This window comes from Microbacterium sp. bgisy207 (assembly GCF_057706855.1).
Genome location: NZ_JBYIPB010000002.1, coordinates 94,382 through 117,291, shown reverse-complemented (window position 1 = coordinate 117,291; position 22,910 = coordinate 94,382). Strand labels below are relative to the sequence as shown.

The following is a 22,910-nucleotide window of genomic DNA, read 5'->3' as shown; positions in this document are numbered from 1 at the left end:
AACGAAAAGTCCTGAGCCGCGACCCGTTCGTAAACGATGACGCGACTCAGGACATATGGCGGTGACGGTGGGATTTGAACCCACGGTGCGCTTGCACGCACACACGACTTCCAATCGTGCTCCTTAGGCCGCTCAGACACGTCACCAGAACAGCCTGTCCATCGTACCCGATGGCCCTCTTCCCCCCGGACCAGCGGGCTCGCGCTCAGGCAGTGAGGGCGAAGCGGGAGTTGCCGGCGAGCCGGGGCGTCCGGGCGGGGTCGATCCACGCGGGCGGGACGAGCCACACTCGGCCAGTCGGGCCGGTGCTCTCAATCTCGATCTCCCATCCGTCGTCATGGACTCGATGATGACAGCCGGTGCACAGGAGCACGCCGTTTTCGAGGTCGGTTGGTCCCGTATCTCGTTCCCACCAGTTCGCGTGATGGACGATGCACCATCCCGGCGGAGCGCCGCAGAAGATGCATCCGCCATCTCTTCCTGCGAGCGCGAGCTTCTGGGCGGGGGTGAACAGCCGCTTGAGTCTTCCCCAGTCGAGGATCTCGCTGTCACCACCCAGCACGCACGGGATGATCTGCGCGTCGGCCGCAAGCCGACGGACGGCGCCTGCCGAAACCGGCTGATCGAGACCGTCGATCGTGGCAGCCCCGATTCCGCTCTGCAGTTCCTCAAGGCTCATCCGCACGACGACGGTGGTTGCGGGGCCCGTGGGAACGCGGTCGCAGCTTAGGCCGTGGCGGCACAGGTCGGCCAACGCGTCGGCGGCGAGCTGCTTTACGGATCGCAGATCGCGCTCGTCGTCGGCTGCGTGCTCATTGCGGCGCAAGACCTGGGTCACCATCGCTTCGATCGCCGTCTTCACGGGCGCCGCAGTCTCGGCATCCAGCTTCGCGGTGAGCGTCACCATGCCATCGCGTTCCTGGATGACGAGCGAGCGCTGCGCCCGGGCATCCTCGTGCCGCGGTTCGACCCCATCGGGATCGAGGTGTGCCTCGACACGGGCGAGGAGTTTCGAGAGTTCGTCGGGTCGCAGTCCGGGCGCAAGCTCGACGAGCTGCCGTTCGGCTTCGTCGATGCGCGCCGCGTCTGTGCGGAGGGCGAGCCGGTCGAGAAGGGTCACGATCGCCGCCGCCGGCGTCACTCCGAGGTCTCCCCGAGCAACCGACGCGGCCACGAACCGCCGCTTTGCAGGCAGCGGATCACCCGTGAGCGTCATCCGTGGCGCGGTGGCCTCGCCGACCTGGACGATGCGCAGCGCCTCGCCGATGCCGGTCCCGGTTGTTGTGGAGATCAGCGCCGCAGGCGAGGCGAAACCCTGACGTCTGGCGAGAGATTCCCTGCCAAGCTCCCGCCGCGACTGACGCGCGATCTCGGCGGCAACGGGCGCGAACGCTGCATCCACGCGTCGCCGCAGGGCACCGTAAGCGGCGTTCACGGCAACCAGCTCAGCGGCGGTCAGCGACTCGGGCGACCGCTCAGCACCCGCAGCAGCGAGCGCTTCCAGCGCTTCCGCGATGCCTGCCAGCGAGTTCGTCATGCCTCGACATTAGAACATACCTCCGACATTCAACCCGGGCCGGCTGCTCCCGCGAGAGCTCGAATCGCGAGGTGCCCCACATCGAACCTAAGCGACTGTTCCCCCGAAGAACAGGACCTGACGAGCGGTGCGGGCGCAGCGTCCTCGCGGTCAGTCGACGGCGTCCCGGGGCGGATTGTGCATGAATTCGATACGGATGCCGTTCTCCTCCTCGAGGAAGCATGCGTAATACCGGGGCGTGAAGCGCGGATAGGGCTTGGGATCGCGCACCGCTACCCAGCCTGCAGCCACAGCCACCGCGTGCAGTCGATCCACCTCGGCGCGCGAGTCGACCGCGAACGCAAGATGCTGCCAGCCGACCCGGCCGTGCTCGTGCGGACCGCTCCCGGCATCGCGAGCGGGATAGAAGATGAGTTCCGTCTCGCCCGGGCTGGTCCAGAACACCGTGGACCCGGCATCCGTACGGACGTAGCCGAGCTCGGTGAGCACCGGCTCGAACCGGTCGGCCGTGGCGCTCACGTCAGCGACCGATATACCGATGTGGTCGACCAGCGGCATGGTCACGCCTGCCGGAGGATCTTCGGCATGGCCTTGCCCTTGGCCAGTTCGTCGATCAGCTTGTCGAGGTATCGGATCTTCTGCATGAGCGGGTCCTCGATCTCCTCGACGCGCACGCCGCAGACCACGCCGGTGATCGCCGAGACGCGCGGGTTGAGGTCGGCATCCGCGAAGAACTCCTCGAATGTCGTCTGTTCGTCGAGGTGTCGCGCAAGATCCTGGTCGTCGAAGCCCGTCAGCCATCCGATGATTTCGTCGACCTCATCCTTCGTGCGGCCCTTGCGCTCGGCCTTCGCGACGTAGAGCGGGTAGACCGATGCAAAGCTCGTCGTGAAGATCCGGTGCGCCATGATCCGAGGGTACGCGCTGGGCCTACCGGCGTCCTGAGGCAAACACCACGGGAACGCCGAGCCACTCCCCGAGGTCACGGATCTCGGCATCCACCATTTCGCGCTCCTCATCGTCGAAGGGGATCAGCTCGTGAACGGCGGTGATGACCAGGTTCTCCTTCTTCTTGTCGAGTTCGGCATCCAGTAGCGCCGAGAAACGGTCGCCGAGGAGAATCGGATGCACGAAGTAGCCGTACACGCGCTGAGCCTTGGGCTTGAACTGTTCGAGGATGAACTCGAAGTCGAACAGCTCGACAAGACGGGGGCGGTCGAAAAGCATCCGGTCATACGGGTTGAGGATCGCGACGCGGCCCCCCGGGTCGTCATCGAGCGCGGCGATGGCCTCCGGGTCGACGCGCCACTTCCACGCGCTCCCCTCGACCTCTGCGGGTTCCCCCGCCATGCCGACGTCGCTCCACGGCGACTTCTGCCGCGCAATGCCGGCAGCCTGAAGGCGCCGTTGCTGCATCCGCTCTTCGGCCTCCTCCGGCGTGATGGACCCGTCATCGGGACCGTAGAGCCGCTCGGCGAGGTCCCACACGCGCTGGCGGTTCTCGCGTCGAACCACAGCCACCTCACCGATGACCGACAGCAACTCCAGCATCCGTGGGACCTGGTTCGATCCGTACCACCCGCTCTCGTTGCTGCCCTGCACGACGCTGGTGTCGGGAATCTCAGATGCCAGCAGCGGCCCCTCGGCGCGCAGCCGAGCGAGCACATCCGCGCGAAACGCGGTGTTGGCCTCAAGATACTCGCGGGAGGCAGCACGCAACTGCCGGGCACGCATCAGCGGCACCATGTACGGCATCAGACTCGACGCGAAAAACCGGCCATCGAACTCGAAGAGCAGGCGATCATCTTCAACGGCCTTCTTCAGCTGCCCGGGCTCGTACCCCCACCCGATCCGGCTCCAAAAGGCGGTCTGCTCTGCGGGTGCGATCGTCGCGGTCGGATCGATCTTGATACTGCCGAGCTGCTCCGCCACCTCGACGACGTCCCCCGGACGATCGGCATCCAGCAACTGGGCGCGCACGGCGATTCGGCGCGCTTCGTCCCGCGTGAGGCGATGCATTCCGCGAGCGTACCGCCCGGCGCTGACATCGACTTCCGCCGACTCAGTGGGCCCCGAGAACCATGTACTTCTCCGGGGCGCGCACGCCCTCGAATCCGAACTGCGCATACAGTCCGTGCGCGTCAGCGGTGGCGAGCATGACGCGGCGCACGCCGAGCGGTTCGACGTCCGCGACAACCCCCGCCATGAGAGCCTTACCGATGCCCCGGCCTCGGGCGTCGGGCGACACGAAGACATCGCAGAGCCAGGCAAAGGTCGCGCCGTCGGTCACGATCCGCGCGTATGCCAGCTGCGCACCGCTCTGGCTGTCGTAGACGCCATAGTTGCGGGAGCCCTCGATCGCGGCATCCTGCTGCTCGCGCGTGCGCCCACGCGCCCAGTACGACAGTTCACTCAGCCAGTGGTGAACGGTGGCCCGATCGACGCGGCGCGGGTCGGCGGAGAACTCGTATGCGGGCATGGGGATATTCTCGCCGAGCCGGTTCGCCCGGTCGCCGGTCAGCCCGCGACCCGGGCACTGGTCATCGCGCCGGCTGCGTGATCGAGGCGAGCCGCCAGACAGCCCACATCGCGCCGGCTCCGGCTACCGCGAACACTCCGAAGCTCCACAGCGGCGCCCCGACCGCTTCACCGAGCACGGTGATCCCCAGGATGACGGCGATGAACGGATCGACGATCGTGAGGCCCGCCACGACGGTCTGAGGTGTGTTGACGGTGTGCGCCGTCTGCACGAAGTAGATCGAGAGGGCCCCGGCCACCGCGATCCCGACGAGGCACGCGATCGTCAGGAGGTTGGTGTCATCGACGCTGAAGTCCTGGGATGCCCAGGCGGTTTGCACACGCAGGATGACGGTCTTGCCGAGGGTCGCGACGAATCCCGCGAACAAGCCACCGAGCACAACGTAGACGACGGGAGGGATGCCGCGCCGGCGCAGCAGAGCAAGCACCGCGAAGGTGACCGCGAGAACGACGAGCAGGATGATCAGGATCAGGATCAGCTCACGATCGGTGATCGTCGTCTGCACGCTGACGGCCGCGGCGACCCCGACAAAGGCGGCGAGACTGGCGACAGCGACGAGGATCGCGACGATCTCGGCGCCGCTGGGCCGGCGGCGGGTGACCACCGCGGTGAGGGCGGATGCGAACACCAGCGCGATGACACCGACGGGCTGCACGACGATGAGGGGCGCGAACGCGAGCGCGGTGAGCTGCGCGAGGATCGCGAGCCCGAAGAGCACAGAGCCGAGAAGCCAGACCGGCGTTCTGGCAAGTGCCCAGAAGCCCGACGCTCCCAGTCCCGTGGAACTACCGCCGCTTGCGCGCTCGACTCCCACCGACTGCAGGTGGTTACCGACGGTCAAGAGCGCTGCTGACAACACGGCGAGCGCGATGCCGATGATCGGAAACGAACTCAACTCCATGCGGTCCCCCGGTGTATCGGCGTGCGCCTGGCGCCCAGGCTATCCGATGGTAATACCCCCAGGGGTATAGTTCTTCTCATGAGCACCGTCCGATCGAACAGCCGCCTCGCAACCTTCCACCCGGCTTGGGGCGCTGCACTGATGACCCTCGCCGGGGCTTCCCTGCTCGCTTTCCGCGATCCCCTGGCCGCGACGGATGCCGACACCGCGGCGGGTCTCGTTCTCCTCGTGCTCGCGGCGCTCGCCGGCGCGGGAGTGACGGTCGTCTCGCTGGCGCGGCTCGCGCGGCATCCGTCGGCGTTCCGGGCCGACCTCGACAATCCCGGGATCGGTGCGATGATCGCGTCGTGGCCGGCAGGGCTCCTGGTTCTCGCGCTCGCGACCCTCGAAGCCGGCATCTCCGGCGGCGTGGACGCGACGGTCGCGCTCGGCACGGGGATGACCCTCTTCATCCCCGGGCTGCTGGGCACCCTTGCGGTCGGCTACATGTTCTATTCGCGAGTCATCGGCATCGCCGATGTTCCGCTCGCGGCGATGTCGGGCAACTGGTTCGTCCCGGTCGTCCCCCTGGTCCTCGTGCCGAGCATCCTGGTTCGCGCCGTGGCGCTGGGGCTGGGGGGCGATCCGGCGCAGTGGGCTTTCGCAGCGCTCGCCGGATGGGGAATCGGATTCGGGCTCTTCCTGCTCCTGGCTGCGATCATCGGCAGCCGTCTGCTTCTGGCAGCTCCGCCTCCCCCGCATCTCGCGCCCAGCTGGTGGGTGTGGCTGGCGCCGCTCGGAGCAGGAGGCCTGGGCGTGATCGCCCTTGCCCGGATGGGATCCGCTGTGGCAGCGATGAGCGGCCTGACGGCAATCGCCGTGGCGCTTGCGAGCGTCATGTGGGCATTCGCTGTGTGGTGGATGCTGCTCGCGCTCCGCGTGCTCTTCCGAGAGCGTCGGAGCCTGCACTTCCACATCGGCTGGTGGGGCTTCGGCTTCCCGACCGCGGCCTTTGCCACCCTCGCCCTGGAACTCGGTCGACTGTGGAGAATTGCGTGGCTCACACCCGTCGCGGTTTCGCTGTGGATCGCGCTGCTGCTCCTGATCGTCTGGCTCGGGTACAAGACGATCCGCGGCGCCATCGACGGCTCCGTGTGGCGACGCTGAACCGTCAGCGTCCTGTCAGCACGCGGTGTGCGGAGCGGCAGGTGGCGGCGTTGTGATGAGGGAGTGAAGAAACGGGCCTGGATTTCTCTCGCCGTCGGCGCCACCGTCGTCGTCGGCGGCGCGGTCGGTGCTGAGCTGGTTGTGCGTGCGAACCTGGACGCACGACTCGAGTCGACCACAGCAGATCTCGCCGTCGAGGGAGTGTCAGTGTCCTCCGGCGCGACGCCGGCGATCGTGCAAGTGCTCACCGGTCGCGTGGACCTTCGCGTCGGAATCGACAGCGCCGCGGTCGCAACGTTGGCCGCCTGCCGGTTCGATACTCCGGTCGAGGCACGAATCGACTCGACGGCACTGTCGATAGCGGTAGAGATGCCCTACCAGGGCACGACGTTCCCCGCCACGATCAGCTTCCAGCCCGAGCAGACACCCGACGGCTGGCGGCTCGGTCCCGCCGCGGTCACCGTCGCAGGGTTCGAGGTCCCTCCGGCACTGCTCTCGCGCGCTGGCGAGGCCGCCCCTGCCGCTCTGATCGACGGGATCGCGCTGCCCAGTACTCCGGACGCGATCGCCGTGACCTCCGTGTCGCTGGCCGAGGACGAGTTGGTTCTCTCAGCGACGGCGCCTGCTTCGGCATCCGGCGCGCGGGGTCTTGCCGGACCCCTGAACGGCTGTATCGGCTGAACCGTCAGCTTCCCGTCAGGTTCGGCGAGCTCGGGCGGTCAGGTCGACCAGATCGACTAGTGACCATCGCATCCGCTCACCCCGGAAGGCCCCCATGTCACTCGCCCTTCACCGGCTCGGCCACCTGGTCGCCCGCCACCGCCTGCTTGTCATCATCGGCTGGCTGGTCGTCATTCTCGCCCTCCTCGGGGCCAGCCGCGTCGCCGGAACCGCCTACGCCGACAACTTCTCCGTTCCCGGCACCGAGTCGGAGGTCGGGCAGAGCGTCCTGGAGGAGCGCTTCGGCTCATCGGCGGCGGGCGCGAGTGCGCAGCTGCTCTTCCGCACGGATTCCGGGTCCATTGAGGATGCCGGTGCCACGGCGGTCATCGAAGACACCCTGGCCGAGATCGAGACGATTCCCGGCGTCGCGAACGTCAGCAGCATGGACCGTCTGCAGATCGACGAGAACGGCGATGCGGCGCTTGCGACCGTGCAGTTCGAGGACGAGAAGCCCAGTGACGACGCACTGGATGCCGTGTACGAGGCAGCCATTGTCGATGAAGCCGGCGTGACCTCGACCATCGGAGGCTCCGCCTACGGCGAAGGTAACCCCGAGATGTCGCACCTGTCGGAGGTCATCGGCATCGTCGTCGCGCTTCTGGTCCTGTTCGTGACGTTCGGGTCGTTCCTGGCTGCAGGGATGCCGATCGTGGCTGCCATCGCAGGCGTGGGGGCGACGATCAGCATCCTGGGCCTGGCGTCCCACGTCGCCGATATATCGACGGCGACCCCGTCCTTTTCGACGATGCTGGGGCTGGCCGTCGCGATCGACTACTCCCTGTTCATCCTGTCCAGGCATCGGCAGGAGCTGGCGGCCGGACTCGAGCCGCGCGAGGCGATGTCGCGCGCACTGGGGACCGCGGGCGGTGCCGTGGTGTTCGCGGGACTCACGGTGATCGTCTCGCTCCTGGGGCTCTCGGTGGTCGGGATCCCTGTGCTCACCGTTATGGCCTTCGGCGGATCGCTCGCGGTAGCAACAGCCGTGCTCGTCGCCCTGACGCTGCTACCGGCACTCGCGCTGCTCGCCGGCACACGACTCACCCCCCGCCCTCGGCGCGCTCGCCGGCGTTCGGCCTCCCCGCCACCGAGCGGGCGCACCGGGTTCTCGAGCCGATGGGTGCGGATCGTGACCCGGGTTCCCGCGCTGACCATCGTGCTCGTCGTTGTCGGCGTCGGCGCACTCGCGCTGCCCGCAACCCAGATGGCGCTCGCGCTGCCGGATGCCAGCACCAAGCCGGTCGGTACGGACAGCCGCGATCACTTCGATGCTGTGGCCGAGACCTTTGGCCCCGGCTGGAACGCCCCCCTGCTCGTGACCGTCGACATCCTCGAGTCCACCGACCCCGTCGAGACGATGGATGATCTGTCAGCAGCGATCGCGCAGATCCCCGGGGTATCGGCGGTCCCGGTCGCATCGCCGAATGCCGGCGCCGACACGGGACTGCTGCGCGTCATTCCCGAGGGTGGGCAGAACGATCCGGCCACGACGGATCTCGTCCATGAGCTGCGCGAGCGCGCCCCGGGCCTGGAGGAGCAGTACGGGGTCAGCGACATTCGGGTGACCGGAACCACGGCCATCAACATCGACACGTCCGAGCGTCTGGCCGCAGCCCTGCTGCCGTTCGCCCTCACCGTTGCGGGGCTGTCGATCGTGCTGCTGATGATCGTCTTCCGTTCGATCTGGGTGCCCATCAAGGCCACCGTCGGGTTCCTCCTGTCGGTCGGCGCAGCGTTCGGGGCGATCGTCGCGGTCTTCCAGTGGGGCTGGTTCCCCGCCATCCTCGGCGACTCTCTTCCGGGCCCGCTCGTGAGCTTCCTGCCGATCCTCGTGATGGGCGTCCTGTTCGGCCTCGCGATGGACTACGAGATGTTCCTCGTGAGCCGGATGCGCGAGGACTACAGCCACACACGTGATGCCCGCGGGGCCGTCATGAGCGGGTTCAGGCACTCCGCCCCCGTGGTCACGGCAGCTGCGCTGATCATGATCGCGGTGTTCGTGGCGTTCATCCCTGCGGGAAGCGCGACGATCAAACCCATCGCGTTCGGCCTGGCGGTCGGCGTGTTCGTCGACGCCTTCCTGGTGCGGATGACGCTGGTTCCCGCCGTCATGACGTTGCTCGGCGATCGCGCCTGGTGGCTGCCCGCCTGGCTGGAGCGCATCCTCCCCGCCGTCGACATCGAGGGGGACGCCCTCGCGCGTCAGGTGGCGCTGGATGAGAGCGGACGCAGCGCACTGGCGATCAGCGCGCATGAGCTCATCGTCGATCCCGGCGCCGCTCCCCTCACCCTCGCGATCGGGACCGACGAGATAGCGAGCATCCCCGTTCCTGACGGCGTCGATGAGATGACCCTCGCGCACGTCCTCGCCGGCAGAACCCGACCGGTCTCGGGAACACTCGCCGTGAACGGTCAGGTTCTTCCCGAGCGGGCAGAGACGGTTCGTCGCGCGACGGCTATCGTGACGGCCGATGACGTGAGCCCCCGCGACGGGACGGTTGCCGACTACATCGCCGCGACGCTCGACACCATCGGGGGACGACGGCAAGACCGCGCTGCGCGCCTGGCGCGTGCTAGGAACCTGGCGCCCGCCACAGACATCCCGATCACGCGCCTCGAGTTGCCAGCTCGGCGACAGCTCGCGGCCGCCGTCGCCCTGGCCTGCGGAGCGCAGATCGTCTTCCTTCCCGGATGCGATGACCGAGGCCTCGCCGAGACGCTTCGCAGCGCCGGCGCCACGGTCGTCATGTTCACCGTCGCACCCGCAGCCCTGACAGCATCCGCCCCTCTCGCCTCGATCGGAGCCCCCGCATGAGCGCGTCACGCCCCCGCGCCCTCACCCTGTTTCTCATCGCCGCACTGGTCATTCCGCTCGGAGCTGCAGCGCTCCTGAGCTGGAGTGTCACCGACCGCGCGGATCGCGTGGGAGATGTCCCGGTGGCGATCGTCAACGACGATGAGATCGTCACCGGTGACACCCCGATGGCCGCCGGGCGGGCCCTGTCCAGCGCGCTCGTCCACCCGGAGGATGACACGTTCGGGCTCGGCTGGACGCTCACCAGCGCCGAGGATGCCGCCGCCGGCCTTGCCGCGGGCGAGTACTACGCGGTCCTGACCATTCCCGAGGACTTCTCGCAGTCGGTCCTGTCGGTAGGCACCGACGCGCCGGTCAGCGCCGAGGTGACTCTCGAGACCAATCCGGCGGCATCGGCCGTCGGAGCGCTGGCGGCGCAGGCCGTCACGGAAGCCGCGACCCAGGCGCTGGGAGCACAGGTCACTGACGCCTTCGTCACCCAGACCATCACCGGGATGAACAGCGTCGCGCAGTCGCTGACCGACGCCGCCGACGGCGCCGAGCAGCTCGCCTCCGGGGCGGGGCAGCTTGCCGACGGCACCGCGACCCTCGCCGATTCGAGCGCACAACTGGCGAGCGGTCTCTCGCAGGCTGCCACCGGCACCCAGGGACTTGCCACCGGGACAGAGCAGATCGCCTCGGCATCCTCGACTCTCGCGTCCTCGGCCGGTCAGCTGGCGGGCGGCGCGTCTCAACTGTCGTCAGGCTCGAGCAGCGTCAGCGCAGCGGCGTCGGGAGTCGCCGGGGGCGCTCAGCAACTGTCGTCGAGCATGACGGCTCTTGCCGCGAGCTGCCCTGCCGTGTCGAGTTCCCCGCAATTCTGCGCGTCGCTGTCAGCGAGCGCGCAGGCAGCTGCGACCCTCGCGAGCTCAGCTGCGCAGACCGCGAGCGGAGCTGCAGGCACCGCGAGCGCGGCGGCATCCGTCGCGTCGGGAGCCTCGCAGCTTGCCACGGGAGCGACCCAGCTCGCCGATGGCGCCGCCCAGGTCGCGGACGGGGCGACCCAGGCGGCGGACGGCGTCTCGTCCGCCGCCTCGGGAGCCACCCAGCTGGCAGCAGGGGCCTACACCCTCGCGGGCGCCGCGACGGAACTGGCGGGCGGCACCGAGAGCCTGGCCGAGGGGCTCGCCGAGGGCGCAGCCCAGGTGCCCGTAACCTCCGAGGAAGACGCAGAGACCCTGGCTGAGGTCGTCACCACCCCCGTCACTGTCGCCACAGACGAGACGACCTCCGCGGACGGATGGCTCGCCGCGACCATCGCTGCGCTCGTGCTGTGGCTCGGGTCGCTTGCCACCCTCGTTGCCGGCAGGCGCGTGTACTCGCGCGCATCCCTGGATTCCCCGGCCTCCACCGGCAGGCTCTCGGGGCTGCTGCTTCGCCCCCGACTGGCGATCGCGGCCGTCCACGCTCTCGTGACCGTGGGCGTGATCGGGATGTTCGGTCTTCCGCTGAACGCCGCGGTGGGCTTCACCGGCGTCGCACTTCTGGCAGCCGGATGCTTCGCCCTGCTGCTCTCGGCACTCGAAGCTGCCTGGGGCCGGTGGGGACTCATCGGGTTCGGCATCCTCACCGCCGCCCAGGCTGCAAGTTCCGCCGTGCTTCCGCTGCAGACCGCTCCCCCGGTGTTCGGGACGCTCAACCAGCTGCTTCCCGGGACCGCGTTCGCGTCGCTGGCGGCAAGTCTTGCCGGCGACCCCGACGGGTCTTCGGCGCTCAGCGCCATCACGGTGCTGCTGGTGTGGAGCGTCCTCGGCGCCGCGGGCGTGAGGTGGGGCATCCGTCGCCGGCGAGCCCTCACGGGCAGCCACCGGAGCGCCATCACGGTCGCCGGCGGGGCTGTCGCAGTGCAGCCCGTGGCAGGATGACGACATGAGCGCCCGCATCCTCGTGGTCGACGACGATGACGAGATCCGCGCGATGTTGGACTCGACGCTGCGCTTCAGCGGCTTCGAGGTCACTCAGGCAGCGACCGGCGCCGATGCCATCGCGGCGCTCGCCTCGGCGCAGCCCGATGCGGTCGTGCTCGATGTGACGATGCCGGGTGTCGACGGGTTCGAGGTCGTGCAGTTGATCCGCCGACGCGACGCGACTCTCCCCGTGCTGTTCCTCTCCGCCCGCGACGCCGTCGAGGACCGCGTGCGCGGGCTGCGCCTGGGCGGCGACGACTATGTCACCAAGCCCTTCAGCGCCGTCGAGGTGGTCGCCCGCATCGAGACGCTCCTCCGTCGCACCGTCGCGAGCGAGGCGGGGACCGAGGACGCCGCGATCCGCGTGGCAGACCTCGTGCTGGACGAGCACCGCCATCTCGTCGAGCGGGCCGGGGCACGCATCGACCTGTCGCCGACGGAGTTCCGACTCCTGCGCATGCTGATGGACAACCCCGACCGTGTCTTGTCGAAGAGTCGGATCCTGCGGGAAGTCTGGATGTACGACTTCGGCGGCGAAGCGAACGTCGTCGAGCGGTTCATCTCGAGCCTGCGTCGCAAGCTCGACGCGCACGGTGAACCGCTGATCGAGACGGTGCGCGGCTTCGGGTATGTCCTTCGCACGGATGCGGGCCGCTGAGGTGCGATCGATTCGAGCGCGACTGACCCTCACCCTCGCCGTCGTCATGGTCGCCGTCGTGCTGGGCGGCGCTGTCGTCGCGTCGCTTGCGATCTTCCCACTGCTGAGCCAGCGCGACCTCGCTCAGCTGGAGAACACGGCACAGCGGATGGCGGCGGGGCTCACTGCCACCGGCGGCGCCGTCATCTCCGAGGACACGGTCCAACAGATCGCGGCCGACTCGCTCGGGATCATCCTCCTGGCCGATCAGGCGGTTCTCGCGGCTGCCGGCATCCCCGAGGAGGACGTCGCGACCGTCGTGACTCGCGCCGACGACGAACCGACCGACATCGACGGTCGGTATCTCGCCGAAACGATCGACACGACAGGACTGTCGGTCTCGTTCCGCGAGGAGGGCACGGAGGTTCCCGTGACCTCGGCCGTGCTCGTCGTGCGCACCGCCGACCGCGAGGCGAACGGTGTGCTGCTGATCACCGCGCTGTCGGTGACCTCCCTCGCGACGACCATCATCCTCATCGTCGCGGCGGCGATCGTGGTCGGACGCGGCCTGCGCCCGCTCACCGCGATGGCCGAACATGCCGAGCGCATTGCGGAAGGGGACCGCACGCTGCGCCTGCCCGTCGAGGCCGGTGAGGATCCCGCGATCGCGCGTATGGCCAGCACCGTCAACCTGGCCTTCGACGTCCAGGAGGATGCCGAGAACCGCATGCGCTCCTTCGTCGCTGACGCCTCACACGAGCTGCGCACGCCCCTGACCACGGCCAGCGGCTGGGTCGAGCTATACCTGCGGGGCGGCCTGAACGATCCGGACGCGCTGGCGGAGGCGATGAGCCGCGTGGAGCGGCAGCTCGGACGGATGCGGCTCTTGGCCGACGAGCTGTCCCTGCTCGCACGCACCGACACCGGGCGTCCGCTCGAGAACACGCCGGTCGACCTCGCGGATGTCGTCGCCGAGGTGGTCGCCGATGCGCGCGTGCTGCATCCGGAGCGGCGCATCACCGTCCTCGGCACCGGGCCTGCCCCCGTGCTCGGCGACGAGCCGCGCCTCACGCAGGTCGTGCGAAACCTCGTCGGCAATGCGCTGCAGCACACGCCGCCGGATGCCGAGGTGACCGTGAGCGCCGCCGTCGTGGCCGACCGGGTCGTCCTGACGGTGCACGACACGGGCCCCGGCATCCCGTCGGACCAGCTTCCGCATGTGTTCGAACGATTCTGGCGCGGCCAGAACTCTCGGCACGCGGCAGGCTCGGGGCTCGGATTGGCGATCGCTCACGCGCTCGTGAGCGCGCACGGCGGCATCCTCCGGGTCACGAGCGCGCCCGGTGAGGGCACGACCTTCGAGGCGAACCTGCCCGCCCTGGACGCTCAGCTTCCCTGATCGGCCTTGCGAGCGCCGGCTTCGAGCATGTCTCCAGCGGGAAGCTCGTGGTGTCCGCCGAACTGCAGCCGCATCGCCGACAACAACTGATTGGCGTAGTGGTCCTCGTCGCGAGAGGCGAACCTCTCGAACAGTGCGGCCGAAAGCACGGGAGCGGGAACTCCGGTGTCAACAGCAGCCTTGACAGTCCAGCGACCCTCGCCGGAGTCGGACACGCGACCGGCCAGTCCGTCGAGCGTCGGGTTCTCCTCGAGCGCGGCCGCCGTCAGATCCAGCAGCCACGATGAGATCACCGATCCGCGCCGCCACAGCTCGGCGACCTTCGGGGTGTCGATCGTGAACTGGTAGAACTCGGGCTCTTCCAGCGGCGCGATCTCTGCCGAGTGCTCGGCTTCGCGCACACCCGCGTCGGCGTTCTTGAGGATGTTCATCCCCTCCGCGAGCGCCGCCATGATCCCGTACTCGATGCCGTTGTGGACCATCTTGACGAAGTGACCGGCGCCCGAGGGACCGCAGTGCAGGTAGCCGAGCTCCTCCGGCGCGTAGTCTCCGGTGCGCCCGGGCGTGCGCTCGATGTCGCCCTTGCCCGGCGCGATGGTCTTGAGGATCGGCTCGATGCGGTCGAACGCCTCGTTCGGACCGCCGACCATGAGGCAGTAGCCGCGCTCGAGGCCGAACACGCCACCGCTGGTGCCAGCATCCACGTAATGGATGCCCTTCGGCTTGAGCTTCGCGGCGCGGCGGACGTCGTCGCGGTAGTTCGAGTTGCCGCCGTCGATGATGATGTCACCGGGTTCGAGCACCTCGGCGACCTGGTCGACGACCTCACCGGTCAGGCCTGCGGGGATCATGAGCCAGATTGCACGCGGAGCCTCGAGCTTGCTCGCCATGTCGGCGAACGATGAGGCACCGGTCGCCCCCTCCCCCGCCAGCGTTGCGACGGCATCCGGGTTGACGTCGTACACGACGCATTCGTGCCCGTCCTTCATGAGGCGGCGCACGATGTTCGCGCCCATTCGTCCGAGTCCGACCATTCCGAGCTGCATGAGAGATCCCCTGTTCATCGGTGCGTTGACCTGGCCCGTCGCTGCGGCCCTCAGTGGAAGTCTAGAGAGCCATCGGGGCCGTGTGAGCGGAGATTTTCCCGACCCTCCTGATCGCGGCAGCACCGGGCGTCGTCCGCGCGGCGTCCCGCATCCGGATCTCGCGCTCCCGATCAGCGAATCGGGTATTCCGCCTCGGTCTGCACCCGCACCGAAACCCCCACGAAGTCCGGCAGCCCATCGAGCGAGGCGGCCAGATCGTCGGGGTCCGGGATGTCTCCGTCCTCGGTCACGACATCGATGGTGGCGTTGACTCCGACCCAGTGGACGCCGGCGACGGATGCCGAAGGATCGGAGCTGACCCACTCCTGCGCGGCGTTCCTGATCGTCAGGCCCCAGGAGGTCAGCGCGAAGGAGACCGCCGTGTTGAAAGCGAGCGGGATCACGACGATCACGGCGGCGATGCCCACGATGACGTAGGCGCGGCGGCGACGCGCGGTCGGAAGCGAGCTCGGCTCGCGGGCATAGCCGGCGAGGGTGAACACGACGCTGCCGGCGATGATCAGTGCGACGACGTTCGAGAGGAAGAGCCACAGCGCACCCGTCGCCGCATCCCACTCACCGACGCCGGCGCACACCCCCACGACGCCCAGCGGCGGCACGAGTGAGATCGCGATCGCGACACCGGGCAGTACCGTGCTGAGATCACGCCGAGACATCGCAAAGGCCCCGGCCGTACCGGTCGCAAGCGCCGCTGCCAGATCGAGCAGCCCGGGCGAGGTCCGTCCGGTGATCTGCGAGTTGGTCTCCAGCGCGGACGGATCGGCGACGAACACGGCGAACATCGCACCGATCGCGATCACGACGACCACGCCGATCGCGACCCAGAGGAGCGAGGTCACAACCAGACGCAACTGCCCGACGACGATGCCGAGCGCGATGCCCAGGATCGGCGTCGCCAGCGGCGCGATGATCATGGCCCCGATGACCGTCGCCGTCGAGTCGCCGAGAACGCCTGCCGCGGCGATGATCGCCGAGAGCACGAGCATGATGAGGAAGGCCGACCGCTTTCGACCCACCTCGCCTGCACCGAGGTTGAGTGCGTCATGCAACTCCTCGGCCGACAGCCGCTGCGACGGCGGAATGAGCGCTTCCGTGAGGCGCGACACGGCGGCTCAGCGGAAGAAGCTGTTGGCTCGGGAGGTGAACAGCAGAAGCAGACCGATCAGGGGCAGCACCGCCGATCCCACGGCAGTCCACAGCTGGGAGGGCTCGGTGATCATGAGGTAGACCGAACCGGCGATGTTCAGGATGAAGACGACGGAGGTCAGGATGCGGGCACCGTTGCTTCCTCCGAACAGTCCCAGGCTCACGAGGATCGTGATGAATCCGATGAGCATCGCGATGATGCCGTACGCGATCTCTCCACCGATCATCAGGAGCACTCCCGCGATGATCTGCAGCGCACCCGTGACCCAGGCGATGATCGCCACCAGGGTGACTCCGAAGGGTCGTCTACCCGCCATGATTCCTCCCAGCGGGGCGGCCGCCCGGCGCGGCATCCGTCCCGTCGGCATCACTGTAGCGGGCGCGACGCTAGGCGAGGAGAGTCTCCCCCACGAAGCCGCCCTCCGCACACCCCGGTGGCACGGCGAACACCGCGGAGCCGATCGGGACCGTCCACTCGTTGAGCAGGTCGAGGTCGGCAAGCCGCTGCTGCATCGGAACGAACTGGGCATCGATGTCCGCCTGGAATGCGACGAAGATGAGCCCCGAGTCCGACAGCGCACCCTCGGGCGGGGCGTCGTCGTAGTTGTACGGTCGGCGCAGGATCCGCTCGGTCGGGTTGCCGCTGTGCGCGCGGCGAATGTGCGAGAACTCCGGGATCACGGGGAAGCCCAGGGCGTTGCGCGCCTCGAAGTCCGGATCGTCCGTCTCGAGCGTTCCCGTCAGCGGCGCGCCGTTCGAGAGCGTCCGACCCACGGATTGCTCCCGCGCCGACCTGTCGAGTTTGTCCCACGTGTCGAGGGTCATCCGGATGCGGCGCACGACCATTCCTGTTCCGCCCGCCAGCCATCCTTCCGAGCTCCAGACGACCGCGTCGAAGTCCGGCGTTCCCGCCACCGGGTTCACCGTGCCATCGACCTGCCCGAAGAGGTTCCTCATGCTCCGCTCCGGATAGGCCCCCGCGGAGCGGCGGAAGCCTCGCTGCACCCAGCGCACCGTCGTGAACGAGCGCGAGTCCTTCAGCAGCATCCGGGTCGCGTGTGCGACGACGAGGGGGTCGTCGGCCGCGATCTGGATGAGCAGGTCACCGCCGGTGTAGGCCGGCTCGAGTCTGTCGATCGAGAACGCGGGAAGCGGCTTCAGCCAGGCCGGCCCAGCCCCTCCCGCCCGCGCGACGAACTCGGGGCCGAACCCGAAGGTGACGGTCAGACGGGCCCGCGCGACCGCCAGTTCGGGCTCCGAGTCGGCCAGCGCCGGCTCGCCACGCGTCAGACGGGCCGCATCGTCGGTGAGGACTTTCATCATGCGCCGTTGAGCCTCGCGCTGCACCTCCGGTAGCAGGTCGAGTGCGACAAAGGTTCCGTAGGTCTGGGCCGCGGTATCGATCCCCGCCTGGTGGGCGCCGTAAAAGGGAACGATCTCGGCGCCGTCTTGCGGAGTCGAACCGGATGCCGCGGGTGCCGGCGCGTCCGTGCCGGAGGTCAGGGCGAGGTCGATGCCGATCGCCGCGGCCGCGCCGACGCCGGCGACAGCTCCCCCTACGAGGAACTGTCGCCGGGTCGACCCGGGGCGATCGGAGGGATTCCGATCGGCAGTCATTACTGGTCGTCGCCGCCCATGTCCATGCCGGAGTGGTCGTCTCCCATGTCCATGCCACCGTCGTTGTAGTTCTCGTTAGCGCCCGTGAAGTCCTTCACCGGTGCTACGAACTCCATCGTCGACCCGTCTTCGAACGTGACGGTGAATGTCGCTTCCTCTCCGGCCACGAGCGGAGCAGTGAGGTCCATGAGCATGAAGTGGTAACCGCCGGGCTCGAGCGTCAGGCTGCCGCCGGCAGGAACAACGAAGCCGCCGTCCTTTTCTTGCATGACCATGCTGCCGGCGCCGTCATCGACGACCTCGTGCAGCTCCATCATCGAGGACGCGTCGGAGCTGACCGAGACGATCGTGGCGTCGGTCTCGCCGGAGTTCTCGAGGACTCCGAAGGCCGCCGACATGCCGCTGTCGGCAGCCTTGACCCAGGCATCCGTGATGGTGACGGAGTCGGCTTCGGTCGTAACCGGGATGCTGGTGCTGCCAGATGCGCAGCCGGCGAGTCCGAGTGCTGCTGCAACCAGAAGGATGCCGACTTGAGTGGAAATACGGGTGTTCACAGGTTTCCCTTTCAGGGCTTCGGGGGCTCCTCATCGGAGCCCCGGCGGGCGCGCCTGGCGCGGCCGCGAAGGAAGAAGAGGACCAGCCCGAACAGGGCGAGCGCAGATGCTGCCCCGATCGCGCCGATCAGAACGGCGCGCGGGATGCCGCCGTCCTCTGCCGCCGAGTCCAGCGGCGCGGTGGTCGCGTCATCGGACGGACCACCGGTGGTCTGATCTGCTGTCGGCGTGGGTGAACTCACAGCGCTCGGTGCGGTCGTCTGCGCCGGGGATGCCGCCGCCGGATCATCCACCGTGAAGGGGACGAGACCGGCGATCGGATGCCCGTCCGACGAGACGACCCGCCAGCGAACTTCATATGCCCCGTTCGGCATCCCCTCGTCGAGGGCCACCGTCAGGGTGTCGAAGTCGATCTGGATATCGCCGGCGACCCAGTTCGTTGCCTCTGGGTCGTCCTTTTCCCGCTCATCCACAACGTTCACAACCGCTCCGACCTGCATGACCTCGGCTGAGAACGTGAGTTCCACGCTGGTCGGGGCCACCGTCAGCTGTTCGTTCTGCTGCGGAGAGCTCTCGATGAGCTCGTCGTGCGCCCAAGCGGGCGCGGCTACGAGAGACAGCGCGATGGTGGCCGCTGCGACCGACGCCGCGACGGCTCCGGCGCGCGCGCGAAGAGACAACGACATGAAAACGCCTTTCGTGAGTGAACGTCGATGCGCCTCCCCCGGCGCCGAATCGGCGGCCGCGGGAGTCGAGACAGAGAGTCAGACCACGAAAGACAGGGGCGGGCCGCGTCTGCGGACAAACGAGACAACGCGAGCCGAACGCATCGGTGCCGCCGGGGCACACACGAGCCCGGGTCGCTCAGCGACCGCGGGAAGCTGGACCTCGCCGAGGAGAAGGCGACGGCGCATCCACGCGAGGATCTGGCGGGCAAGGGCGCCGAGACGGATGACGAGCCGCTCACCCCGGTAGAGGGCCGCAACCGTCAGTGCAGCAGCGACAACGTGTGCGAGCCACATCGACAGGTCCGTCGTGGTGGCCGTGGCTCCCGTCGACAGATCGAGCGCAGGCACGCCGTGGACGTGCCCGGTCGGGGCTGTCGCAGCAGTCGCACCGCCCCCGGCGCCGAGCACGAACAGCAGGTGGAACAGGAGCTGACTCAGGACCACCGCAACGCTCAGCCGCAGCAGCGAAAGCGCTCGGCCCACCAAGACGGTGCACACCGCAAGTGAGAGCACCCACGGCACCGCGATTCCCAGCCAGTGAGGCATGGCCCCGCCCGCTGCGACGTGCCAGAACAGGGCGACGAATGTCGCGATCGATGCGGCGACCCACGCGCGGATGACGCGGGTGGATCGCGATCGGGACATGCACCCATTGTCGCAAAGATCGAGCCGTCCGCCGCGCATGGGACCTTATTCCCGGTTGGGCGACCGGATTCGCGACTCATAATCCTGCTATGACCCGCGTCACCTACAGTGCGATCTCGAGCTTCTCCCGTGTCCGCATCCTCTTTCTGCTGCAGGAGCGACCCGAGCGTACCGTGACGGAGCTCTGCGAGGCGACGGGCCTGCACGCCAATACCGTCCGTGAGCACCTTCAGCGCCTGGTCGACGGCGGCTACGTCGTCGCCGAGACCGAGCACCGCACCACGCGCGGACGGCCGCGGGTGCTTTACTCAGCCGCTACCGGGCGCGACCGCGACTCCACCAGCCCCGTCGCCCGCCACAAAGCAGCGGCCGCCGCCCGCCGCGGCGACCTCATGCGTCGCGTCATGCCGTGGACCGATGTCGATGACCTGCCGACGGATGCCGTCCACCAACTTGACGCACTGGTGGAGGACCTCGGGGATGCCGGATTCGACCCAATCGTCGATGAGTCGACTCTGACCGTTGACCTCTCCCCGTGCCCCCATGCCTCGGCTAGCGCGCGCGACCGGGAGACCCTGTGCGCGGTGCACCTGGGGTTGATGGACAGCGTGCTCTCCCAGGCCGGGGGCCCCCTGCGGGTCGACTGCATGGCAGCGTCTCGGCATCCGGAACGCTGTGTTGTGAAGCTTCTTGCCGCGAGCGCGTCGCGCACCGCGGAACTCGTCGCGAGCTGATCAGCTGCGCAGTGATTCGCCGGCGCACATGGACCAAGGTCCCCCCGATCGCCCCGACCGCCGCGGTACCGTGATGGCGCCAGGCACGTGGCGTGGCGGAGGTGATCGATGTTGCACAACCGGACCGCAGGCGGAACCCCGTGGGGCTTATTCACGGCCCCAACTTTCATCCGACCTGATGGCGCCGGGAGTAGCGTGACCACCAGTAGACAACCTCGATGTGGGGGGAAATGATCATGGATCTGCTCGATCCGCTGCTGCTAGCCCGATGGCAGTTCGGTCTCACGACGCTGTACCACTTCCTGTTCGTGCCGCTGACGCTGGGCATGTCGGTCACCGTCGCGATCTTCCAGACCGCGTGGTATCGCACCGGAAACCTGAAGTGGCTGCACCTGACCCGGTTCTTCGGGAAGATCTTCCTGATCAACTTCGCGATGGGCGTCGTGACCGGCATCGTGCAGGAATTCCAGTTCGGGATGAACTGGTCTTCCTACTCGCGATTCGTCGGTGACGTCTTCGGCGCACCGCTGGCCTTCGAAGGACTCATGGCCTTCTTCTTCGAGGCGACCTTCATCGGCCTGTGGATCTTCGGGTGGGACAAGCTCCCGAAGGGACTGCACCTGGCATCCATCTGGATCGCCTCGATCGGCGCGCTCCTGTCGGCGTACATCATCATCGCGGCCAACGCGTTCATGCAGAACCCGGTCGGCTACCAGATGGCCGAAGACGGCAGCCGCGCGGAGATGAACAACTTCCTCGAGGTCGTCTTCAACCCGATCGCTCTGGCGGCGTTCCCCCACACGATCTTCGCCGCGTTCATGTTCTCGTCGGGTGTCGTGATCGCCGCGGCCGCCTGGCACCTGGCTCGCGGTCGCAACATCGAGATGATGCGACCGGCACTGAAGTTCGGCCTGTGGGGCATGATCGTCGCCTTCGCGGGGACGTTCCTGGCCGGTGATCAGCTCGGACTCGTGATGGTCTCCACCCAGCCGATGAAGATGGCAGCCGCCGAAGCGCTGTTCAACTCGGCGTGTGGTGCTGACGCATCCTTCTCGATCTTCTCGATCGGAACGCCCGATGGGACTGGCGAGATCTGGTCCATCCGGGTGCCCTACCTGCTGTCGCTGCTGTCGACCCACACCCTCGACGGATGCGTCGAAGGCATCAACGATCTGAACGCGCAGTACGCCGCGCAGTGGCCGGACCTTGCCGCGCAGGTGGACGGCGTCTTCAACCCGGTCCTGTGGATCACGTACTGGTCGTTCCGCTGGATGATGGGCCTCGGCTTCCTCGCGACCTTCATCGCGATCGTGGGCCTGTGGCTGACCCGCAAGAACGCCAAGCGCGAGGTGCCCCGGTGGGCGTGGAGCGTCGCGATCTGGACGGCTCCCATCGCGCTGGTGGCCTCGCTCGTCGGCTGGGTCTTCACCGAAATGGGGCGTCAGCCGTGGATCGTGTTCAGCCTGATGCTGACCGAAGACGGCGTCTCACCGAGTGTCCCCGGCTGGTCGGTACTGATTTCGCTGGTCGCTTTCACCGCGATCTACGCATCGCTTGCGGTGGTCGAGTTCGGCCTGATCCTCAAGACGGTGCACAAGGGACCGGATCCGCTCCCCGAGCCGGGCAGCGCGGATGCCGAACCGACCTCCCGCGAAGATACCCCGACGACGGTCTACTAGGAGCTGATCATCATGGATCTCGCATACCTCTGGTTCTGGATCGTCGGAGTTCTGTTCGTCGGCTACTTCGTGCTCGACGGCTTCGACTTCGGCGTAGGAATGTCGCTCCCCTTCCTCGGCAAGGACGAGGTCGGCAAGCGTCAGATCATCAACACGATCGGTCCCGTCTGGGACTTCAACGAAACCTGGCTCATCGTCGCCGGCGCCTGCCTGTTCGCGGCCTACCCCGAGTGGTACGCGTCGCTGTTCAGCGGGTTCTACCTGGCGCTGCTGTTGATCCTGCTCGCCCTCATCCTGCGCGGTGTCTCGTTCGAGTACCGGCACCAGCGCGAGGGCCTGCGGTGGAAGAAGGGCTTCGACACGATGATCGTCATCGGGTCGGTGCTCCCGGCGCTGCTGTGGGGGGTCGCTGTCGCCAACCTCGTGCAAGGTGTTCCGCTGGATGAGAACCACGAGTACACCGGGTCGCTGCTGACGCTTCTCAACCCGTACGGACTGCTCGGTGGGATCACCCTCGTGCTGGTGCTCTTCCTGCACGGCCTGTACTTCATCGGCCTCAAGACCGACGGTCAGGTGCACCAGGACGCCAAGCGCCTCGCGACCCGGGTCGGGTTCATCACCGTTGTGGTCGCTGCAGCGTTCCTCATCTGGACGATCTTCATCGCTGCAGCTCACGAAGCGCCGCTCCTGCCGCTTGTGATCGCAGCTGCGGCCCTGGCAGCAGTCGCCCTGCTGCTGTCGATGTTCTTCCACACGAAGGAGCGCGAGGGCTGGGCGTTCACAGCGGGAATCTTCACCGTCGCGTTCGCCGTGCTGACACTGTGGATGTCGATGTTCCCGAACGTCATGCGTTCGTCGACGGATGTCGCGTTCAGCCTGACGATCGAGAACGCCTCGAGCACCGACTACACCCTCACGATCATGTCGTGGGCGGCGCTGATCTTCCTGCCCCTTGTCCTTGCCTACCAGGGCTGGACCTACTGGGTGTTCCGCAAGCGCGTGACGCGCTCGCGGATCGAGAAGGCCGAACTCGTCGACCACTGAGAACGAGCCCGGGTTGG

Annotated in this window: 22 protein-coding genes and 1 tRNA gene; 9 read left to right on the top strand and 14 right to left on the bottom strand. The window is 67.8% G+C overall.

What is annotated here, in order from left to right; genetic code table 11:
* Positions 1 to 56 precede the first annotated feature (56 nt).
* The 7 genes from AC3ENO_RS02210 to AC3ENO_RS02180 all read right to left on the bottom strand — a co-directional run bounded on the left by AC3ENO_RS02210 (position 57) and on the right by AC3ENO_RS02180 (position 4,977).
* A tRNA-Ser gene (locus AC3ENO_RS02210) sits at positions 57 to 146 on the bottom strand.
* A 59-nt stretch (positions 147 to 205) separates the two neighbouring features.
* On the bottom strand, positions 206 to 1,537 hold the full coding sequence (locus AC3ENO_RS02205) for an HNH endonuclease signature motif containing protein (RefSeq protein ID WP_434968970.1): 1,332 nt from the start codon (positions 1,535 to 1,537) through the stop codon (positions 206 to 208).
* A 150-nt stretch (positions 1,538 to 1,687) separates the two neighbouring features.
* Entirely contained in the window at positions 1,688 to 2,095 is a 408-nt protein-coding gene (locus AC3ENO_RS02200; protein WP_434969148.1) for a VOC family protein, read from the bottom strand.
* Positions 2,096 to 2,097: 2 nt separating this feature from the next.
* Positions 2,098 to 2,445 carry a DUF2200 domain-containing protein gene (locus AC3ENO_RS02195; RefSeq protein WP_434968969.1) on the bottom strand — a complete coding sequence of 116 codons (348 nt, stop codon included), beginning with the start codon at positions 2,443 to 2,445 and terminating at the stop codon, positions 2,098 to 2,100.
* Between the two features lie 22 nt (positions 2,446 to 2,467).
* A complete protein-coding gene (locus tag AC3ENO_RS02190; protein ID WP_434968968.1) occupies positions 2,468 to 3,556 on the bottom strand; it encodes a DNA glycosylase AlkZ-like family protein in 1,089 nt (362 codons plus the stop codon).
* Between the two features lie 43 nt (positions 3,557 to 3,599).
* A complete protein-coding gene (locus tag AC3ENO_RS02185) occupies positions 3,600 to 4,016 on the bottom strand; it encodes a GNAT family N-acetyltransferase (protein WP_434968967.1) in 417 nt (138 codons plus the stop codon).
* Positions 4,017 to 4,077: 61 nt separating this feature from the next.
* Entirely contained in the window at positions 4,078 to 4,977 is a 900-nt protein-coding gene (locus AC3ENO_RS02180) for a multidrug DMT transporter permease (protein WP_434968966.1), read from the bottom strand.
* Positions 4,978 to 5,055: 78 nt separating this feature from the next.
* Here AC3ENO_RS02180 and AC3ENO_RS02175 point away from each other — a divergent pair, with 78 nt between their 5' ends.
* The 6 genes from AC3ENO_RS02175 to AC3ENO_RS02150 all read left to right on the top strand — a co-directional run bounded on the left by AC3ENO_RS02175 (position 5,056) and on the right by AC3ENO_RS02150 (position 13,640).
* Entirely contained in the window at positions 5,056 to 6,123 is a 1,068-nt protein-coding gene (locus tag AC3ENO_RS02175) for an SLAC1 family transporter (RefSeq protein ID WP_434968965.1), read from the top strand.
* A gap of 63 nt (positions 6,124 to 6,186) precedes the next feature.
* A complete protein-coding gene (locus tag AC3ENO_RS02170) occupies positions 6,187 to 6,804 on the top strand; it encodes a hypothetical protein (RefSeq protein WP_434968964.1) in 618 nt (205 codons plus the stop codon).
* 94 nt (positions 6,805 to 6,898) lie between these two features.
* Positions 6,899 to 9,658: an MMPL family transporter gene (locus AC3ENO_RS02165; protein ID WP_434968963.1), complete on the top strand. Its 2,760-nt coding sequence runs from the start codon at positions 6,899 to 6,901 to the stop codon at positions 9,656 to 9,658.
* Positions 9,655 to 11,562, top strand: a complete 1,908-nt coding sequence (locus tag AC3ENO_RS02160; RefSeq protein ID WP_434968962.1) for a YhgE/Pip domain-containing protein — start codon at positions 9,655 to 9,657, stop codon at positions 11,560 to 11,562. Before AC3ENO_RS02165 ends, AC3ENO_RS02160 begins: the two co-directional genes overlap by 4 nt.
* Before the next feature lie 4 nt (positions 11,563 to 11,566).
* The gene (locus AC3ENO_RS02155) at positions 11,567 to 12,262 is read left to right on the top strand and encodes a response regulator transcription factor (protein WP_434968961.1); all 696 of its coding nucleotides are present in this window, start codon (positions 11,567 to 11,569) and stop codon (positions 12,260 to 12,262) included.
* Positions 12,234 to 13,640: a sensor histidine kinase gene (locus AC3ENO_RS02150; protein WP_434968960.1), complete on the top strand. Its 1,407-nt coding sequence runs from the start codon at positions 12,234 to 12,236 to the stop codon at positions 13,638 to 13,640. Before AC3ENO_RS02155 ends, AC3ENO_RS02150 begins: the two co-directional genes overlap by 29 nt.
* On the opposite strand, the gene gnd is transcribed toward AC3ENO_RS02150, so the two are convergent.
* The 7 genes from gnd to AC3ENO_RS02115 all read right to left on the bottom strand — a co-directional run bounded on the left by gnd (position 13,628) and on the right by AC3ENO_RS02115 (position 19,436).
* Entirely contained in the window at positions 13,628 to 14,686 is a 1,059-nt protein-coding gene (gene gnd / locus AC3ENO_RS02145; RefSeq protein ID WP_434968959.1) for a phosphogluconate dehydrogenase (NAD(+)-dependent, decarboxylating), read from the bottom strand. The two genes, AC3ENO_RS02150 and gnd, sit on opposite strands and share 13 nt — an antisense overlap.
* 170 nt (positions 14,687 to 14,856) lie before the next feature.
* Complete coding sequence (locus AC3ENO_RS02140; protein ID WP_434968958.1) at positions 14,857 to 15,852, bottom strand: TIGR00341 family protein; 996 nt, start codon at positions 15,850 to 15,852, stop codon at positions 14,857 to 14,859.
* A 6-nt stretch (positions 15,853 to 15,858) separates the two neighbouring features.
* Positions 15,859 to 16,209 (bottom strand): hypothetical protein, encoded by a 351-nt coding sequence (locus tag AC3ENO_RS02135; protein WP_434968957.1) that lies wholly within the window; start codon positions 16,207 to 16,209, stop codon positions 15,859 to 15,861.
* A 70-nt stretch (positions 16,210 to 16,279) separates the two neighbouring features.
* On the bottom strand, positions 16,280 to 17,509 hold the full coding sequence (locus AC3ENO_RS02130; RefSeq protein ID WP_434968956.1) for a Dyp-type peroxidase: 1,230 nt from the start codon (positions 17,507 to 17,509) through the stop codon (positions 16,280 to 16,282).
* Positions 17,509 to 18,063, bottom strand: coding sequence for a copper chaperone PCu(A)C (locus AC3ENO_RS02125; RefSeq protein WP_434968955.1), 555 nt, complete (start codon positions 18,061 to 18,063; stop codon positions 17,509 to 17,511). The genes AC3ENO_RS02130 and AC3ENO_RS02125 overlap by 1 nt, the downstream gene beginning before the upstream one ends.
* Positions 18,064 to 18,074: 11 nt before the next feature.
* Positions 18,075 to 18,749 (bottom strand): copper resistance CopC family protein, encoded by a 675-nt coding sequence (locus AC3ENO_RS02120; protein WP_434968954.1) that lies wholly within the window; start codon positions 18,747 to 18,749, stop codon positions 18,075 to 18,077.
* Between the two features lie 78 nt (positions 18,750 to 18,827).
* Entirely contained in the window at positions 18,828 to 19,436 is a 609-nt protein-coding gene (locus AC3ENO_RS02115) for a hypothetical protein (protein ID WP_434968953.1), read from the bottom strand.
* An 89-nt stretch (positions 19,437 to 19,525) separates the two neighbouring features.
* Between AC3ENO_RS02115 and AC3ENO_RS02110 the strand changes: the two genes are divergently transcribed.
* The 3 genes from AC3ENO_RS02110 (at position 19,526) to cydB (ending at position 22,893) form a co-directional block, all read left to right on the top strand.
* The gene (locus AC3ENO_RS02110; RefSeq protein WP_434968952.1) at positions 19,526 to 20,170 is read left to right on the top strand and encodes a helix-turn-helix transcriptional regulator; all 645 of its coding nucleotides are present in this window, start codon (positions 19,526 to 19,528) and stop codon (positions 20,168 to 20,170) included.
* Positions 20,171 to 20,406: 236 nt separating this feature from the next.
* Positions 20,407 to 21,849 (top strand): cytochrome ubiquinol oxidase subunit I, encoded by a 1,443-nt coding sequence (locus AC3ENO_RS02105; protein ID WP_363495805.1) that lies wholly within the window; start codon positions 20,407 to 20,409, stop codon positions 21,847 to 21,849.
* 12 nt (positions 21,850 to 21,861) lie between these two features.
* Entirely contained in the window at positions 21,862 to 22,893 is a 1,032-nt protein-coding gene (gene cydB / locus AC3ENO_RS02100) for a cytochrome d ubiquinol oxidase subunit II (protein WP_363495584.1), read from the top strand.
* The last annotated feature ends 17 nt before the right edge of the window (positions 22,894 to 22,910 follow it).

Excerpts from the sequence above, each read along its gene's own strand:
- AC3ENO_RS02110 (WP_434968952.1), top strand. The coding sequence starts at position 19,526 with ATGACCCGCGTCACCTACAGTGCGATCTCGAGCTTCTCCCGTGTCCGC.
- AC3ENO_RS02135 (WP_434968957.1), bottom strand. The coding sequence starts at position 16,209 with ATGGCGGGTAGACGACCCTTCGGAGTCACCCTGGTGGCGATCATCGCC.
- AC3ENO_RS02165 (WP_434968963.1), top strand. The coding sequence starts at position 6,899 with ATGTCACTCGCCCTTCACCGGCTCGGCCACCTGGTCGCCCGCCACCGC.
- AC3ENO_RS02120 (WP_434968954.1), bottom strand. The coding sequence starts at position 18,749 with ATGTCGTTGTCTCTTCGCGCGCGCGCCGGAGCCGTCGCGGCGTCGGTC.
- AC3ENO_RS02195 (WP_434968969.1), bottom strand. The coding sequence starts at position 2,445 with ATGGCGCACCGGATCTTCACGACGAGCTTTGCATCGGTCTACCCGCTC.
- AC3ENO_RS02180 (WP_434968966.1), bottom strand. The coding sequence starts at position 4,977 with ATGGAGTTGAGTTCGTTTCCGATCATCGGCATCGCGCTCGCCGTGTTG.
- AC3ENO_RS02175 (WP_434968965.1), top strand. The coding sequence starts at position 5,056 with ATGAGCACCGTCCGATCGAACAGCCGCCTCGCAACCTTCCACCCGGCT.
- AC3ENO_RS02155 (WP_434968961.1), top strand. The coding sequence starts at position 11,567 with ATGAGCGCCCGCATCCTCGTGGTCGACGACGATGACGAGATCCGCGCG.
- cydB (WP_363495584.1), top strand. The coding sequence starts at position 21,862 with ATGGATCTCGCATACCTCTGGTTCTGGATCGTCGGAGTTCTGTTCGTC.
- AC3ENO_RS02105 (WP_363495805.1), top strand. The coding sequence starts at position 20,407 with ATGGATCTGCTCGATCCGCTGCTGCTAGCCCGATGGCAGTTCGGTCTC.
- AC3ENO_RS02185 (WP_434968967.1), bottom strand. The coding sequence starts at position 4,016 with ATGCCCGCATACGAGTTCTCCGCCGACCCGCGCCGCGTCGATCGGGCC.
- AC3ENO_RS02205 (WP_434968970.1), bottom strand. The coding sequence starts at position 1,537 with ATGACGAACTCGCTGGCAGGCATCGCGGAAGCGCTGGAAGCGCTCGCT.
- AC3ENO_RS02160 (WP_434968962.1), top strand. The coding sequence starts at position 9,655 with ATGAGCGCGTCACGCCCCCGCGCCCTCACCCTGTTTCTCATCGCCGCA.
- AC3ENO_RS02190 (WP_434968968.1), bottom strand. The coding sequence starts at position 3,556 with ATGCATCGCCTCACGCGGGACGAAGCGCGCCGAATCGCCGTGCGCGCC.
- AC3ENO_RS02150 (WP_434968960.1), top strand. The coding sequence starts at position 12,234 with ATGTCCTTCGCACGGATGCGGGCCGCTGAGGTGCGATCGATTCGAGCG.
- AC3ENO_RS02130 (WP_434968956.1), bottom strand. The coding sequence starts at position 17,509 with ATGACTGCCGATCGGAATCCCTCCGATCGCCCCGGGTCGACCCGGCGA.
- AC3ENO_RS02115 (WP_434968953.1), bottom strand. The coding sequence starts at position 19,436 with ATGTCCCGATCGCGATCCACCCGCGTCATCCGCGCGTGGGTCGCCGCA.
- gnd (WP_434968959.1), bottom strand. The coding sequence starts at position 14,686 with ATGCAGCTCGGAATGGTCGGACTCGGACGAATGGGCGCGAACATCGTG.
- AC3ENO_RS02200 (WP_434969148.1), bottom strand. The coding sequence starts at position 2,095 with ATGCCGCTGGTCGACCACATCGGTATATCGGTCGCTGACGTGAGCGCC.